12 protein-coding genes are annotated in these 15,585 nt (G+C 32.0%); 3 read left to right on the top strand and 9 right to left on the bottom strand.

Going from position 1 to position 15,585, the window contains the following annotated elements; translation table 11 throughout:
* The first annotated feature begins 31 nt into the window (after nucleotides 1-31).
* A complete protein-coding gene (locus tag IMZ30_RS01525) occupies nucleotides 32-868 on the top strand; it encodes a DUF2911 domain-containing protein (protein WP_207038799.1) in 837 nt (278 codons plus the stop codon).
* Between the two features lie 34 nt (nucleotides 869-902).
* On the opposite strand, the gene IMZ30_RS01520 is transcribed toward IMZ30_RS01525, so the two are convergent.
* From IMZ30_RS01520 to IMZ30_RS01485, 8 genes are all read right to left on the bottom strand, one after another.
* Entirely contained in the window at nucleotides 903-2,576 is a 1,674-nt protein-coding gene (locus IMZ30_RS01520) for a sodium:solute symporter (RefSeq protein ID WP_207038798.1), read from the bottom strand.
* 102 nt (nucleotides 2,577-2,678) lie between these two features.
* The gene (locus tag IMZ30_RS01515; RefSeq protein WP_207038797.1) at nucleotides 2,679-5,153 is read right to left on the bottom strand and encodes a PIG-L family deacetylase; all 2,475 of its coding nucleotides are present in this window, start codon (nucleotides 5,151-5,153) and stop codon (nucleotides 2,679-2,681) included.
* A 38-nt stretch (nucleotides 5,154-5,191) separates the two neighbouring features.
* The gene (locus IMZ30_RS01510) at nucleotides 5,192-5,713 is read right to left on the bottom strand and encodes a mechanosensitive ion channel domain-containing protein (protein ID WP_207038796.1); all 522 of its coding nucleotides are present in this window, start codon (nucleotides 5,711-5,713) and stop codon (nucleotides 5,192-5,194) included.
* Between the two features lie 3 nt (nucleotides 5,714-5,716).
* Entirely contained in the window at nucleotides 5,717-6,589 is an 873-nt protein-coding gene (locus tag IMZ30_RS01505) for a septum formation inhibitor Maf (protein WP_207038795.1), read from the bottom strand.
* A 21-nt stretch (nucleotides 6,590-6,610) separates the two neighbouring features.
* Complete coding sequence (locus IMZ30_RS01500; RefSeq protein WP_207038794.1) at nucleotides 6,611-7,219, bottom strand: Maf family nucleotide pyrophosphatase; 609 nt, start codon at nucleotides 7,217-7,219, stop codon at nucleotides 6,611-6,613.
* A 10-nt stretch (nucleotides 7,220-7,229) separates the two neighbouring features.
* Complete coding sequence (locus tag IMZ30_RS01495) at nucleotides 7,230-8,066, bottom strand: UbiA family prenyltransferase (protein ID WP_207038793.1); 837 nt, start codon at nucleotides 8,064-8,066, stop codon at nucleotides 7,230-7,232.
* Between the two features lie 49 nt (nucleotides 8,067-8,115).
* A complete protein-coding gene (locus IMZ30_RS01490) occupies nucleotides 8,116-8,622 on the bottom strand; it encodes a KdsC family phosphatase (RefSeq protein WP_207038792.1) in 507 nt (168 codons plus the stop codon).
* The gene (locus tag IMZ30_RS01485) at nucleotides 8,606-9,379 is read right to left on the bottom strand and encodes a Rossmann-like and DUF2520 domain-containing protein (RefSeq protein ID WP_207038791.1); all 774 of its coding nucleotides are present in this window, start codon (nucleotides 9,377-9,379) and stop codon (nucleotides 8,606-8,608) included. Before IMZ30_RS01485 ends, IMZ30_RS01490 begins: the two co-directional genes overlap by 17 nt.
* A 154-nt stretch (nucleotides 9,380-9,533) precedes the next feature.
* Between IMZ30_RS01485 and ccsA the strand changes: the two genes are divergently transcribed.
* The gene (ccsA, locus tag IMZ30_RS01480) at nucleotides 9,534-12,773 is read left to right on the top strand and encodes a cytochrome c biogenesis protein CcsA (RefSeq protein WP_242529682.1); all 3,240 of its coding nucleotides are present in this window, start codon (nucleotides 9,534-9,536) and stop codon (nucleotides 12,771-12,773) included.
* Nucleotides 12,774-12,864: 91 nt separating this feature from the next.
* The gene (locus tag IMZ30_RS01475; protein ID WP_242529681.1) at nucleotides 12,865-15,321 is read left to right on the top strand and encodes an outer membrane beta-barrel family protein; all 2,457 of its coding nucleotides are present in this window, start codon (nucleotides 12,865-12,867) and stop codon (nucleotides 15,319-15,321) included.
* 69 nt (nucleotides 15,322-15,390) lie between these two features.
* On the opposite strand, the gene IMZ30_RS01470 is transcribed toward IMZ30_RS01475, so the two are convergent.
* The gene (locus IMZ30_RS01470) at nucleotides 15,391-15,555 is read right to left on the bottom strand and encodes a hypothetical protein (RefSeq protein ID WP_207038790.1); all 165 of its coding nucleotides are present in this window, start codon (nucleotides 15,553-15,555) and stop codon (nucleotides 15,391-15,393) included.
* Nucleotides 15,556-15,585: the final 30 nt, after the last annotated feature.

The raw sequence follows: 15,585 nt of genomic DNA, 5'->3' as shown, positions 1-15,585 counted from the left end.
TATATAAATATATTTGACAAAAAATTAGAATATGAAAAAAATAATTGTACTTTTTTGCCTATTAGTTGCTATTCAATTTAATGCACAAATTAAAACCCCACAACCAAGTCCTTTAGCTGAGGTTGAGCAAGTTGTAGGTTTAACAAAAGTTAGCTTAAAGTATTCGAGACCAGCAATGCGAGATAGAACTATTTTTGGAGATTTAGTTCCATATGGTCAACTTTGGCGAACTGGTGCAAATGCTAACACAGTAATTAGCTTTGATCATGATGCAACTATTGCTGATCAAGTTCTAGAAGCTGGTTCATACGCCATATTTACTAGACCTGATAAAAATAACTGGACAATTTATTTTTATACTGATACAAATAATTGGGGTACACCAGAAGAATGGAACGAAGATAAAATTGCAGCTCAAATTGAAGTTAAAACTCAAAAGGTTCAGCCAGAGGTTGAATCATTTACGATTGGCGTTAATCATTTATCTAATAGTCAAGCTCATTTAGAAATTTATTGGGAGCAAACAATGGTTAGTATACCAATGCAATTTCCGACAGATGAAATGGTGATGGGTAATATAAATAAAGTAATGAATGGTCCATCAGCTAATGATTTTTATAATGCAGCTGTGTATTATTTAACCTCTGATAAAGACATTAATCAATCAGTTAAATGGATTGAAAAAGCGATGAATATGGTTGAAAATAAGCCTTATTGGATGTTAAGACAACAATCACTTATTTATGCGAAAGCTGGTATGAAAAATAAAGCGATTAGTGCTGCAAAGGCGTCATTAGAAGCTGCAAAAGCAGCAGGTAATCAAGACTACGTAAAAATGAATAAAGATAGTTTAGCCGAGTGGCAGTAAAATATTGATTTTAAGTATTTAAAAAGCTGAAGTCTTATATGGCTTCAGCTTTTTTTTGTGTTAATTGAATGGCAATAGCAATACTAATCACCAACAAGCAACCAAATAAGTTTAACCATAAATACGGCATCCAGTCTTGCCAGAAACCATAAATTACAATTATTTGAGTGATTAATGCTGCGATAAAAACCGCTCTACTTTTAACAAATCTTATAAAAAAAGCTAAAAGAAAAATACCTAAAACATTACCGTAAAAAATAGAGCCGATAATATTGACTAATTGAATTAAATTATCAAACAAATTAGCTGTACATGCAACAATAATAGCTAAAACACCCCAAAGAAACGTAAAAAGTTTTGAAGCTTTAACGTAGTGTTTTTCGCTTAAATTTCCTTTGTTTCTTTGGTATAAATCGATCGTTGTTGTTGAAGCTAGAGCGTTTAATTCTGAAGCTGTAGAAGACATAGCAGCTGATAAAATCACCGCAATTAATAAACCAATTAAGCCTTTAGGTAAATGGTTTAAGATGTAATGAATAAATACATAGTCTTTATCATTTGTTTCTACTTCAGTATTTAAGCTATCAATTAATTGAGCAGCTTGAACTCTTAAATTTTCTTTTTGTTTTTCAAATGCTTTGAGTTGTTTTGCTTCAGTTAAAGTTAATGTTTTATTTATATGTTTAAGATTAAACTCTTGTTGTTTGCTTTCTACTTCGATTAAGGCTTGCTCTAGGTTTTTGTATTCTTCAGCATGAATAGATGTTTTTATGGTTTCTTCTGCTGCAGGATTAAAATTTAATGGCGCTGAATTAAATTGATAAAATACAAATACCATAACTCCAACCATTAAAATAAAAAACTGCATCGGTACCTTCAAAAAACCATTAAATAACATTCCAAGTTGACTTTCTTTCAGATTTTTTGCGGATAAATACCTTTGAACCTGGCTTTGGTCTGTTCCAAAATAAGATAAAGCCAGAAAACTCCCACCAATAATTCCACTCCAAAATGTATATCGATTGTCTAAATCTAACGAAAAATCAAGTGCATCGAGTTTTCCTGTTCGTCCAGCAATGTCTAACGCATTACTGAAACTGACCTGGTCAGGTAATTGACTTATAATAATGAAAAACGTGGTGATAAGTCCTCCAAATATAACCGCCATTTGTTGTTTCTGGGTAACATTAACTGCTTTGGTACCACCAGAAACCGTGTAAATAATAACTAAGCTACCAATAATGATATTAAGGTAAACTAAATTCCACCCCAAAACTGCCGATAGAATAATTGAAGGTGCAAAAATGGTAATTCCAGCAGCTAAACCACGTTGAATTAGAAAAAGTAGAGCGGTTAAAGTTCTTGTTTTTAAATCAAACCTACTTTCTAAATATTCATAAGCTGTATACACGTTAAGTTTGTGATAAATAGGAATAAAAACCAAGCATATAACTACAACTGCAATAGGTAATCCAAAATAAAATTGCACAAACCCAATACCATCGTTAAAGGCTTGACCTGGAGTAGATAAAAATGTAATTGCACTAGCTTGTGTTGCCATGACAGATAAACCAACCGTCCACCATTGCGAAGTATTGCCGCCTTTTATATAATCTTTAACGCTATTTTGCTTCTGTGTTTTATAAACACCATAAATCACGATAAAACTCAGTGTTGCTATTAAGATTATAACGTCGATTAAAGTCATATCAGTTGTATATTTTCATGAAAATAAACAGTAAGATAATGTAGATGACATTTAATAAAAGCACCCAACTGAAGCTTTTTTTCCATGTAAATCGGTTTTTCATTAAAACGCAATTAAGTTGGTTAATAATTTATAGGCACCTTCAACATTAGCAGGTAATTGTCTAAAAAAACTAATACCTGAATAAGTAACGTGACCCTTACCAAATTTACCAATAATTAAAGCGCCTTTTTTCGGTGTTTCATTGGCATCATTTAAACTGAAGATTGGTGTAAAACTTTTAGACCATTCATCAGCAAAGTATAAACCGCGTTCTTGCACCCAATTATCAAAATCTAAAGCGGTTATTTTATTTGGTTGATTGATGATAGGATGCTGAGGTTCTAAAATATTTATTTTAGCTGTTTCATCAGTAACTCGATCCCGAGAAATATTAAAATCTAAAGGTTTAAATTGATTAGTTTTTAAAGAGCGATTTGTGTTATATTGAATTATTAAGTGGCCTCCATTGGCCACAAAATCCTTAAATAATTCTTGTTTGTTATCAATGTTCGATTCTATATTATAAAGCCTTAAACCTGTAATAATTACGTCATAATCGTCAAGTGTTTTGGTTGTAACTTCATCAATATTCAGGCGTTCTATATTAATGCCAACAGCCTTTAAGTTTTCAGGTAAACTTGATCCCGCACCATTTATGTAAGCTACTTTTTTCGAAGGAACTTTTATATTAAATTTATTAAGTCGAAGTTTGCTATCTTCAATAATATGTAGTTGACCAATATGTTTGTAATCAATTACTTTTACGTGTTGATCAAAGCTGCTATCATTTGTATTTAAAACAGCTTTTACATCACATGAGATTGATTTTTTTGAAGGTTTTACTTTTAATTCAATAAGTTGTGATTCATCAGGTTTAAGTAACTCAATATTTACTTTTGATGGCGTAATTGTCCAGGAATTACAATTTTTAAATTCTAAAACAGCATCTTTAATCAATGTATTAGATTTGATAGTTAAGTTTACCATTTTAGTTTCTGGCTGATTAAAACTAAGTTGAGGTGTCGAAAAACTTAAATTTACTTGAGGAACTATTTTAAAATAGTCATAAACTTCACCATCAATCGGAGAGTTAGTTTTAAAAACTAAAGGTTGTTGGTAGCTGATTTTTTCACCATTAATGCTTAAATTATATCTTAATTCTATGGCTTCAATCGATTTTGGTCGACCAATCATAGGTTGTGATTCTACTTGATATAATCCTTTCTTTGGAGATTGTTTTAGCCAATAAGGAGAAGTAAATTCAGCTGAATTTGGAATTTTGAATTCTATTTTATGTTTAAAATTCTCGTTGGGTGTTAACTCCTTAGTAATCTTAATACTTTCATTTTCAATAAGAATTGATTCTAGTTGAACTTGAATAGGACTTCTATTAATAAGCTCAAAATCAATACGGATATTTTGTCCTGGGTAAGCTGTTTCAGTTGAAGTTTTTGCTTCTAAAAACAAACCTAAACACTGTTTAATTAGCAAGTTAATTTGCTTCAGCTTGAGTTTTCGCCAATGATTATCGTTTATTTGATTTATTAAATCTCTAGCTTTTAAAAGTTCAGGGACAATTCGCCAAGGTTTGTTAAAGTTAAAACTTTGTTCGAGTGGTTTTAAAATATCAGCAATTTGCTGTCCGTTTTCTAAACGTGACCAAGTGGTATTTATGCCATCAAAAACAATTTCTTTTTTAGGCTGTCTACCTTTTAAAAACTCAAGATATTCAATTTGTTGACCTCTTGTGCCGGTGCTACCAAAACCTTGAGATTTATGTTGAGTTCTACTATTAGCTGCGATTTCATTAATAGATAAACCTAGCAATGGGTTAAATTGTCCTATATCGATTGAAATTAAATTAGATTTATCTGCTTTTTCAAAGTTTTCTTTGCTGCCATAAAACCACCATGATGTATTAAAGAACAGTCGCTTTGGTTGCCAGGTTTCTGTAAATTGAAGTTGCTCAGGAAATTGGTTTTTATTACTTGCTTTATCAAAGGCTTCAACACTCAATAAAGCTGATGCGGTGTGATGGCCATGTGTATTGCCAGAAGTTCGGTGGTCAAACCGATTAATAATAACATCAGGTTTAAAATTTCTGATTGTCCAAATTACATCGGCTAATACTTGATTCTTATTCCAAATATTAAGTGTCTCATCTGGTGTTTTAGAGTAGCCAAAATCTATAGCTCTAGTAAAAAATTGTTGTCCACCATCTATTTTTCTAGCTTCAAGTAGTTCATGAGTTCTAATTAGGCCTAGTGCTTCGCCAATTTCTGGTCCTATTAAATTTTGTCCGCCATCACCGCGTGTGAGAGATAAATAGGCTGTGTGAGCATGAATTTCATTAGATAAATAGCTTATTAGTCGTGTGTTTTCATCATCAGGGTGCGCTGCGATGTATAGTACACTTCCTAAAAAATTAAGGGCTTTTAAATTCTGATAGATTTCACCAGAGGTTGGTTTTTCAGGTTGTTGTGCTAATATAAAATTGATACTAAGTACGAATAGATAAAAGAACTTCAACTTCATAGGTGTTTTTTTATTTGACTAAAAATTAAAGCGAGCGTTTAGTTAATGACATCTTTTTCTATTAAACTGATAGGTTTTTGCAAAATTAAATTATTAGGGTAAGTGATTAACTCGTTTTCGCTGGTGCGTAAGTGTAATTGAAATGCTTTGATATCTTCTATAACCGCTTCAATTGGCATTTCTTTATCATGTATTTTAATTTTATCACCGATGTTAAACGGGAAGTAAAAAAACATCAGAATCCCAGAAGTGATATTGCTTAAAATAGACCAAATAGCAAATAAGCCAATACCGATAACGGCAAAGACTGAAGAAAAAATTAGTGCAATATTTTGGTAATCAACACCCCAAATAAGCAAAAGTGCAAAAATGGCTATAAACGAAACCAAAACATTAATGTATTTGGCCATTTGACGTGTTCTACCTTCATTTTTGTTAGTTTTTTTAGCGATTCTTCTAGCAGAGCTTTTAAGAATTAGCCTAAAAATAATTAAAATAATTAGCGTTACTGCTGTCCAAATAATCGGTTTTAAATACCATTCTAAAAACTCTGAAGTCATATTTTATAAATTTAAACTGTCGCGTAAATGTAAGAACTTATTATCATTTTTGTTCCAATAATCAATTTGTAACTGCTTTAGTAATTCTGCTGATGTTGTATCTTGATTAACAATGACTTGCCAGTTTTGAATAGTATAAGGGAATGAAGAGTCTTGTACGATTTTTAGTTGTCTTTTAAAATTAAAATATTGAATCTTTGTGGTAATTTGTGTAGCGCCTTCACTTTGAGAAACTTCAACTGAATCAGGTTTTAAGGCATTGTGTTGAAGCCTAAAAAACTCTAGACTTGGCAACATTTGGTATTTTCCTATTTTAATTTCAAAAGGATTTATACGTAACTGTGTCCATATTTCATCTTCTAAAGCAACTTTGCTTATGGTCATGTCTTGGTCTCCCTCATTTTGAAAATAGGAGTGAAGCATTACTTCAAATTTTTCACGGTTATTGAGTTGCATGTAAACCTGACCACACCATTCTTGACTACTGAAGCTTAATTTTTTGGCATGAGGCTGTTGAGTTAATGGATCGAAAATACTTTGCATAATACTGTATGAGTAAATACCAGTATTAAATTTTTTGAGAGTATTAAGCTTTAAAACATTCGTAGTTTGCGCTGATTTCTGGTTTGCCTTAACTTGTAAATTATCCTGAAACTCTTCAGTTACAAAAATTAGTGTTGCGCGGCCTGGTCTTTTTTGATTGTATCTAGATTGTATAAGATGATAAGTATTGACTTCACCAAGTCCAGAATACCAGTAATTCTTAAATTCTTCAGAAAGATTTAAGTTAGAAAATTGATTTTGAGATGTTTTTTTTGATTGATGATTACAAGCAAACATAGAGCAACTCAAAACAACAATAAATAAATATCTCATTTTTAGATTAAATGTACAATATCACTTAGAGATAAAGCTTTGATTTATGACTTCTTTAAGTGCTTCATAAAAAACGCGAGTCGGAAAACCCATCACATTGTAAAAAGATCCTTCTATTTTAGTGATGCCGATTTGTCCAATCCACTCTTGGATGCCATAAGCACCAGCTTTATCATATGGCAAATAGGTGTTAATATAGTGAGATATTTCGAGCTCGTCTAGTTTTTTAAAGCTTACTTGAGTCGTTTCGTGCACAGTAGTTATCGTCTTTTTTGTTTTTAACGATAGCGATGAAATAACTTCATGTGTTTGCCCTGATAGACTTTCTAGCATCTCTACAGCTTCACGATAATCGGTAGGTTTCCCTAGCGCTTTATTTTCGTGCCAAACAATTGTATCGCCAGTTATAACTATAGTGTTAGACGGAATGTCTTCAAAGGCTTTCGCTTTTTGCTCTGCTAAAAAGTCACTAATTTCTGTCTTATTTAAATGTTCAGGATAAACCTCATCTATTGGTCTAGTTTCTACCTGAAATTTAAAACCAAGTTGTTGTAAAATTTCTTTTCTTCTTGGTGACCCAGAAGCTAAAATTAAATCAATTTTATTTGCTTTTTCTATCAGTGGCAGCATAAATTAAGTTTTAGAATACGAGTAATAAGCTCATACCAAGCAAACTTACAAACTTAAAATAACTACTCAAGCGACTGTAAGATTTTTTAGATTTTGCCTGTGATGTTAACCAAGCTAAAATTATGTTTGGTAAAATGATTAAGCCATAAGCATATAAAAGAATCTCAGATTGTTCTGAAAAAATTAAATTAAAGAACATAATACTTAAACCTATTAAGACAAGTAAAAGTATAAAAACAAGATTTCTTGTTCGATTCTTGCCGATACAAATTGGCAAGGTATTCATCTGGCAAGCATAATCTCCTTTTATGTCTTCAATGTCTTTAATAAGTTCACGACCAAGATGAAGTAATAAACTCATTAGTGCAAAATACCAACTTAATTTTACTACTAGTTGGTTAAAATCCAGTAAATCAATCTCTAAATTTAGATAAAGAATCACATTTAAAGCAATGAAACAGCTCACTAAGAGATTGCCAATTAATGGTTGTTGTTTGAGGTATTTAGCATATATAAAAAGCAAAAAAGGAACAACAATAAAGCTTAAGATAGTTAAATAGTTAGAGTGAACAACACCTACGTAAAGCCCCAAAAAAATGCCTGTTAAATTTAGTATGCTATAAATCTTAACAACTGATTTTTTGTTTAAACTTTGAGCTGATAATTTCAGTTTGTGGTTAATACTGTCGGTTAAAATATCAAATTTATCATTTATTAAATATCCAGCTGAAGTCACCAAGCTCATACCAAAAATTAAACCAAAAAAATGAGTGGTATTAAGATGTACTTCAATTAAAAAAGCAGGTAAAAAAATAAAGCGTAAGATTATTTGTAAACCAATAATCATTAACAAGTTTACAGGTCTAATAAGCTTTAAAAAGCTGAAAATATTCACTTTAAAACTCCCATTGATCTTGAGTCTTCATTACTTGTTCAATCAAATCTCTAACACAAGTTTCTCCACCACGATGGTGTGAAATATACTTTGCAACGGCTTTAACTTCAGTTACTGCATCTTGTGGGCAACATGGTAAACCAACTAACTTCATGGGATAAAGATCAGGAATGTCATCACCCATGTAAGCCACTTGTTCGGCTTTAATTTCGTAAATATCTAAAAACTCTTCTAAGCACTCTACTTTGTCATTAATTCCGAGGTGAATATTGGTAATTCCTAAATCTTTCAATCGTGTTCTAACGCCTTCATTAGTTCCGCCAGAGATGATTAAAATTTCATAACCTTTTTTAAGCGCTTGTTTTAGTGCGTAGCCATCTTTTACATTCATACTTCGCAGTAAAAAGCCTTCAGAAGTAACTTGCAAGCTGCCATTGGTTAAAACGCCATCAATGTCAAAAACAAAGGTGGTGATATCGTTGAGTAGTTCTTTATAATTTTTTTCCATAATCGTTTAAAATATGTTGACTAATGTTATGATATAGTGATTGATAATTCGTGTTTTTAAGTAAATTAAAGTGTGCAGAAATACTTTGATGATCTTGACGTTTGGCAGGACCAGTTTGTGCTTCAAAAGCTGGCATTTGTTTTAACTTTTCAAAGGTCTCGCTAATTAAAGGTTGCAAGATGGCAGAATCAATATCATTTTGTTGACATAAATCTTCACCTATTTTAACCATGTAGTTGGTAAAATTATTCACGAAAACAGCCGCAAGATGCAGTTGTAGTCTTTGATTCGAATTTATTTTATAAACTTTTGTTGAAATGCTACCTGCTAGATCTTTTATTAATTTTAAATTCTTATCTGAATCGGCTTCAAGGCAAAAAGGAATATTTTGATAATCTAAAACTTTCAATTTAGAAAAACTTTGTAAAGGATAAAAAACAGCATTATTAACAGCGGTGTTTTGTAAAGCAGTTGCACCTGATGTATGGGCGATAAGTGTTGTTTGCAATTTTAATTTTGGAACGACTTCTTGAATGGCATCATCACTGATACAACATAACACAATATCTACTTCTTCTAAATCGTTTAAATGATGAATCGTCTGAATACGTTTTGAAGATAGATCTTTTTTTAACCTTTCGGTCGCAGATTTTTTGCGACCAAAAACCTGATGTAAGTTCCATTGGTCAAGTTTTAAAATAGCCTGACTTAAATGGAAAGCTACATTTCCTGTGCCAATAATAGAAACTTGCTTCATATCTACAAATTTAAAAATACAAATGGGTTTTCATCAATAAATTTATTCAATACTTTTTAAAGCCTAAACATTTTATAAATATCACTTGCTTAAGGCGAATTTAAGTCAATAATTTAGGTTGTTTTCGATACCTTTGCATTTCAAAATTTTAGTTATGCTTCAAAAAAAATTAGCTGATATACTTTTCTCTACAAAACTCATGGCTGCTTTGTTCATTATCTATGCAGTTGCTATGGCTGTGGGTACATTTGTCGAAAATTCTTATGCAACAATTACAGCACGAGAATGGATTTACAATGCATGGTGGTTCGAAGCAATCATGGTGTTTTTTGTTATTAATTTTATAGGAAATATCTTTAGATTTAAGCTACTTCGTAAAGAAAAGTTAACCACTTTAGTTTTTCACTTATCTTTTATTTTAATACTATTTGGTGCGTTTGTTACCCGTTATTTTGGTGAAGAAGGTATAATGCCAATTCAAGAAGGCGAACTCACCAATAAAATGCTTTCTGAAAAAACATATCTTACAACATATATCGATGGTGAAATTAATGGTGAACCAAGACGAAGAATCCAACATCACCCCATAAATTTAGGTCCTAAAATTAGCATAGGAAAAGTTATCGAAACTGAATTTAATGGTACTCCAGTTAGCTTTGAAGTTGTCGAGTTTATTAAAGCTGCTAAAGAAGGCGTTGTGCCAAGTAAAGATGGAAACTTGTTTTTAAAGTTAGTAGAATCGAGTAGTGGTAGTCGTCATGAGCATTTTTTAGAATCAGGTGAAGTAGTCAATATTCATAACACTCTGTTTGCATTTAACAAACAAACTGATGGCGCTATTAACATAACAGGCAACAATGATGTTGGTTTTTCAATTAATTCTGCATTTGAAGGCGATTGGATGCGCATGGCAGATCAGAAAAGAGGTCAACTTATTAAAGATTCTATTCAAAACTTAAATTTACGATCGCTTTACACTGTTGGTAATATGCAGTTTGTAATACCAGAACAAGCTATTAAAGGAAAATACGATTTAGTAGCTATTGAAAACCCAAATGAAAATGAACGTGATGGCGTTAAATTTAAAGTAACTACACCAACCGAAATAGATACAATTAGCTTATTAGGTTCTCAAGGTACAATTGAAGATTTAAAGAAAATACAAATAGGCGGATTTGATATTTATTCCCGTTATGGTAGTAAGGAAGTTGAACTTCCATTTTCACTTAAATTAAACGATTTTATTGCTGAAAAACAACCTGGAACTGCAGATCGTGGAACACCAAGTTATGTTTCATTTATGTCTAAAGTTGAAGTTGTTGATGGAGCTAATTCTTATCCTTATGATATTTATATGAATCATGTCTTAGACCATGGAGGTTATCGATTTTTTCAAGCCTCTTTTCAACCCGATGAGCGCGGCACTATTTTGTCTGTTAATAATGATTGGTGGGGAACTTGGATAACTTATGTTGGATATTTTTTACTTTATTTAGGTTTAATGCTTATAATGTTTGATCGCCACTCACGTTTTGGTAATTTGCGTCAATCTCTTAAAAAAGTTAAATCTAAAAAGGCAAAACTAGTAAGCCTTTTAATTTTATTTGGTTTATCAACTTCAACTTTTGCACAAGTTGAAAATGGTAATGTTGTTGCCGAGCCTCAACCAAAAACCGAAGTTGACTCAGTAGATGTTCATGATAATCATTCTTCCGCTTCAAGCGTCATGAATATGGAGGTTGAGCAAGTTAACAAAATGATTAAAGCTAACGCTGTTGATGAAAATCATGCTGCTAAATTTGGTAATTTAGTGATACAAGATTATGGTGGCCGAATGAAACCGATTAATACATATTCATCTCAGTTGCTTCGAAAATTAGGTAAACAAGACTCTTATCAAGGCTTGAATAGTGATCAAGTATTACTATCAATGATAGAAAACCCAATGGTTTGGTACACAGCGCCAATTATTAGTTTAAAGGCAAAAAATGATAGTATACATCATATTTTAGATATTCCTGAAGGCAAAGAGTATTTGTCCTTAACGCAATTTTTTAATAAAGATGGAACTTATAAGTTGGGATCATTTTTAGAACAAGCCTATCGGGCTAAAGTTCCTAATCAATTTCAAAAAGATTTTATAAAAGCCGATGAGCGTGTAAATTTATTGTTTAGCACGTTGCAAGGCGAAATGTTGCGTATTTTTCCTATTCCTAATCACCCAAATAACCGCTGGGTCTCATATACCGAGTTAGAAGAAGATCGATTTTTCGCAAATGAAGATACGCTTTATACAAAAAGTATTTTGCCTATATATATTCAATCACTTCAAAAAGCTAGACAAACTGGAGACTATACACAAGCTGAAAGTATCTTGACTAGCATGAATAATTTTCAGAAGAAATACGGTAGCGAAGTATTACCAAACGAAGATAAAGTTGAAGCTGAAATACTTTATAATAAACTAGATATTTTTAATAAGCTTTACAAGTATTATTTATTGGTTGGCTTTGTGATGATTGTATTTGTAATAGTTCAAATTTTTAGTCAATCTAAAGTTAATACGGTTATTATTAATATTTGTAAAGGTTTACTCGTTGTATTGTTCCTTTCACATACTGCTGGATTAATTTTGCGCTGGTACATTTCAGGACATGCACCATGGAGTAATGCTTATGAGAGTATGATTTATGTAGGTTGGGCAACGATGTTTTTCGGTTTAGCATTTGGTAGAAAAAGTGACTTAACAATGGCGTCAACTGCATTCGTCGCTTCAATTATTTTATTTGTTGCTCATTTAAATTGGTTAGACCCAAGTATTGGTAATTTACAGCCTGTATTAGACTCTTATTGGTTAATGATTCATGTAGCTGTCATTGTTGGTAGTTATGGTCCTTTTGCATTAAGCACAATTATAGGTTTACTTGCGTTGTTTTTGATAATCGCTACAACTAAAAACAATAAGAAAAAGATGAAGCTAAATATAAAAGAGCTCACTATTATTAATGAATTGTCGCTCACTGTTGGTTTAATTATGCTAACCATAGGAAACTTCTTAGGTGGCCAATGGGCCAACGAAAGTTGGGGCCGTTATTGGGGTTGGGATCCTAAAGAAACTTGGGCTTTAATTAGCATTATTGTTTATGCCTTTGTGATTCATATGAGATTTGTTCCTGGTTTAAAAGGCATGTTTGCTTTCAATTGGGCTGCTGTAATTGCTTTTGGTTCTATTTTAATGACGTATTTCGGAGTTAATTTCTACTTAACAGGTCTACATTCTTACGCTAGTGGAGACCAAATTATTAGCTATCAATTTATCATCATAAGTTTAGTGATTTGGTTTGTTATTGGTTTTTTTGCTAGACGGAATTACAAAAAGTATTTTAAATCTTAATATTTCTATTAACGCAAGTTTAACGAAGAACACTTAAACTTTATAAATCAAACACCGTCTTAAACACGTAATTAATAAAACAATTAGGACCGTGAAGTATATTTATGTAAGTTTGATTTTTTTACTCCCAATTATTGGATTAAGTCAAGAATCTAAGTTAACAGGTAAAGTCATTGATAAATCTCAAAATTTTCCTTTAGAATACGCAACAATCTCTATACTAAACCCAACAACTAACGAGGTTGTTGAAGGTGGCGTTACTAATACCAAAGGTGAGTTTTCACTAAAAGTAGAAAAAGGCACTTACAATGTAAAAATTGAATATATTTCATTTGAATCTAAAACTTTCAATAATTTAGATTTATCAAAAAATAAAGATTTAGGAACAATTAAACTAGGTATCAAAGCTGATAGTTTAGATGAAGTTGTGGTAACAGCTGAAACGACAACAGTTGATGTTCGCCTAGATAAAAAAATCTATAATATTGGTAAAGATTTAACCACAAGTGGTGCTACAATTTCAGATGCTCTAGCTAATGTTCCTTCAGTTACGGTTGATGTTGACGGAGCTATCAATCTCCGAGGTAATAACAATGTAAGAATTTTAATTAACGGTAAACCATCTGCAATTGCTGGATTTGGATCTACAGATGTACTTCAACAGCTTCCTGCTGAAGCTATAGAAAAGGTAGAAGTAATTACAAGTCCATCAGCACGTTATGATGCAGAAGGTTCGGCAGGTATTTTAAATATTGTTCTTAAGCGAGATAAAACTTTAGGTTTTAATGGTTCTGTACGAGCAAATATAGGTACACCACTCAACAACGGCATCAATGTTAATGCTAATGCTAGAACAGATCGCTTTAATTTCTTTACTAATATTGGTTATACTCAAAGACAACCACCAGGCAACGCCGTTTTTGAAAACAACTATTTTGAAGAGACATCTCAATTTGACCGTATTTTTGAACTCCGCGATTATGATCGAGATCGTGAAAACTTTAATGTTAATATTGGTTCGACCTATTTTTTTAACGACACAACTGAAGTTACGGTTAGCTACTTTAACCGAATGGGAGATGATTCTGATTTAACAAATAATAATACAGAGCGTTTCATTAACGGAGATTTAGCTAGTCAAACCATTCGAATTGAAAACGAGTTAGAAGAAGAAATGACACATCAATTTGCTGTAAATTTTGAAAAAAGATATGATTCTGAAGGTCATCGTTTAACAGCAGACTTTCAGTATGCGATTGATGACGAAAAAACAACTAATCTTATTGAGGAGAACGAAGTGTTTTTAGATCCCGAACTTATTGCCCAAGATGATATTGTAGAAGAAAATGATCAAACTGATATTTTAATTCAAGCCGACTATGTACGACCTATGGGAGACGCTCAATTTGAAGCTGGTTTTAGAGGTAATTATGAAAATGAAGTAACTGATTTTAGATTAAATACATTAGATCAAAACGGGCAATTAGTGTTTGATGATACCATCTCGAATATTTTCGATTATGATGAAAATGTAACTGCACTTTATACACAATACGGCAATAAAATTGGTAAATTTTCTTTTTTACTAGGTCTGCGTTATGAACATACACAACTTAAGGGTGAAACAACACCTTATGGTGATATTAACAATATTCAAGAGTTATTAGGAGAAGATGTCGATCTTAATTTTAATAATAACTTCTCGGGGCTTTTCCCAACAGTTAACCTGAATTTTGAAATTGGCGAAGACGAAAATATTACTTTAGGTTACAATAGAAGAATAAACAGACCAAGAGGCTGGTTTATTAATCCGTTTCCATCACGTTCAAGCCGAACTAATATTTTTCAAGGTAACCCAAGTTTAAATCCCGCTTTTTCTAATGCTTTTGATTTAGGTTATCTGAAACGTTTTGATAAGTTACTAACTCTAAATGGTTCTGTTTATTACCAACGTGAAACAGACTCTTTCGAACGTATCCAAGAAGAGACTGGTCAAACTACTTCAGATGGTATTCCAATAATTCGATCTATACCTATTAACCTGTCTAGTAACGAGCGCTACGGAGCCGAAATTGGTGTATTGTATAATCCAACTGATTGGTGGCGATTAAACGGTAGTTTTAATTACTTCAAATTTATTTCAGAAGGTCAATTTAATGGTCGTGATTTTGGGGCTGAAAACGAAAGCTTTTTTGGACGATTTAGTTCTAAAATCGACCTACCATGGGAAGTACAATGGCAAACCAACGCTTTTTATAGAGGACCTAGAGAAAACGCTCAAACTAAAACTGACCCAATAGCATCTTTAGATTTAGCTTTTAGTAAAGATTTTTTAAATGATAACGCGACCATTTCTTTAAACGTAAGAGACTTGTTCAATTCAAGAAAACGTCAACAATTTACAGTCACTGAAGAATTTACTTCTAATAGTGAATTTCAGTGGAGAGAACGCCAAATTACAATGACTCTAGTTTATCGTTTTAACCAAAATAAACGTCAAAATAGAGGCGGTGGTGGCCAGGATTATGATGATGACGGTGGTTACTAGTAACTGTTATTCGCATAAAAAAAAGGAGAGCAATTTGCTCTCCTTTTTTTATAAATGAAAAAATCTAAATTATTGCTTAGACTTTTTACTTTCTTTTATTTCCTTCAAACGTTCCATTAAAGCACCACCAATCCAGTAAGGAATAATGGCAGTTAAAAATATCAATAGCCAAAAGCCTATTGTTAAAATGGCTAAAAATGCTAAAAATCCTAAATACTGGTCAAATTCGAACATAACACTAAATAAATTTGATACAAATATAAG

The sequence above is a fragment of the Psychroflexus sp. ALD_RP9 genome, from assembly GCF_017311165.1.
Taxonomy (GTDB): domain Bacteria; phylum Bacteroidota; class Bacteroidia; order Flavobacteriales; family Flavobacteriaceae; genus Psychroflexus.
Note: the sequence above shows the minus strand (reverse complement) of the source record. Positions and strands in the feature narration are given on the sequence as shown.

What these genes read in the sequence shown, in the direction of transcription:
- IMZ30_RS01525 (WP_207038799.1), top strand. Translation starts at nt 32, where the DNA reads ATGAAAAAAATAATTGTACTTTTTTGCCTATTAGTTGCTATTCAATTT.
- IMZ30_RS01495 (WP_207038793.1), bottom strand. Translation starts at nt 8,066, where the DNA reads ATGATTATTGGTTTACAAATAATCTTACGCTTTATTTTTTTACCTGCT.
- IMZ30_RS01500 (WP_207038794.1), bottom strand. Translation starts at nt 7,219, where the DNA reads ATGCTGCCACTGATAGAAAAAGCAAATAAAATTGATTTAATTTTAGCT.
- IMZ30_RS01520 (WP_207038798.1), bottom strand. Translation starts at nt 2,576, where the DNA reads ATGACTTTAATCGACGTTATAATCTTAATAGCAACACTGAGTTTTATC.
- IMZ30_RS01510 (WP_207038796.1), bottom strand. Translation starts at nt 5,713, where the DNA reads ATGACTTCAGAGTTTTTAGAATGGTATTTAAAACCGATTATTTGGACA.
- ccsA (WP_242529682.1), top strand. Translation starts at nt 9,534, where the DNA reads ATGCTTCAAAAAAAATTAGCTGATATACTTTTCTCTACAAAACTCATG.
- IMZ30_RS01515 (WP_207038797.1), bottom strand. Translation starts at nt 5,153, where the DNA reads ATGAAGTTGAAGTTCTTTTATCTATTCGTACTTAGTATCAATTTTATA.
- IMZ30_RS01485 (WP_207038791.1), bottom strand. Translation starts at nt 9,379, where the DNA reads ATGAAGCAAGTTTCTATTATTGGCACAGGAAATGTAGCTTTCCATTTA.
- IMZ30_RS01505 (WP_207038795.1), bottom strand. Translation starts at nt 6,589, where the DNA reads ATGAGATATTTATTTATTGTTGTTTTGAGTTGCTCTATGTTTGCTTGT.
- IMZ30_RS01490 (WP_207038792.1), bottom strand. Translation starts at nt 8,622, where the DNA reads ATGGAAAAAAATTATAAAGAACTACTCAACGATATCACCACCTTTGTT.
- IMZ30_RS01470 (WP_207038790.1), bottom strand. Translation starts at nt 15,555, where the DNA reads ATGTTCGAATTTGACCAGTATTTAGGATTTTTAGCATTTTTAGCCATT.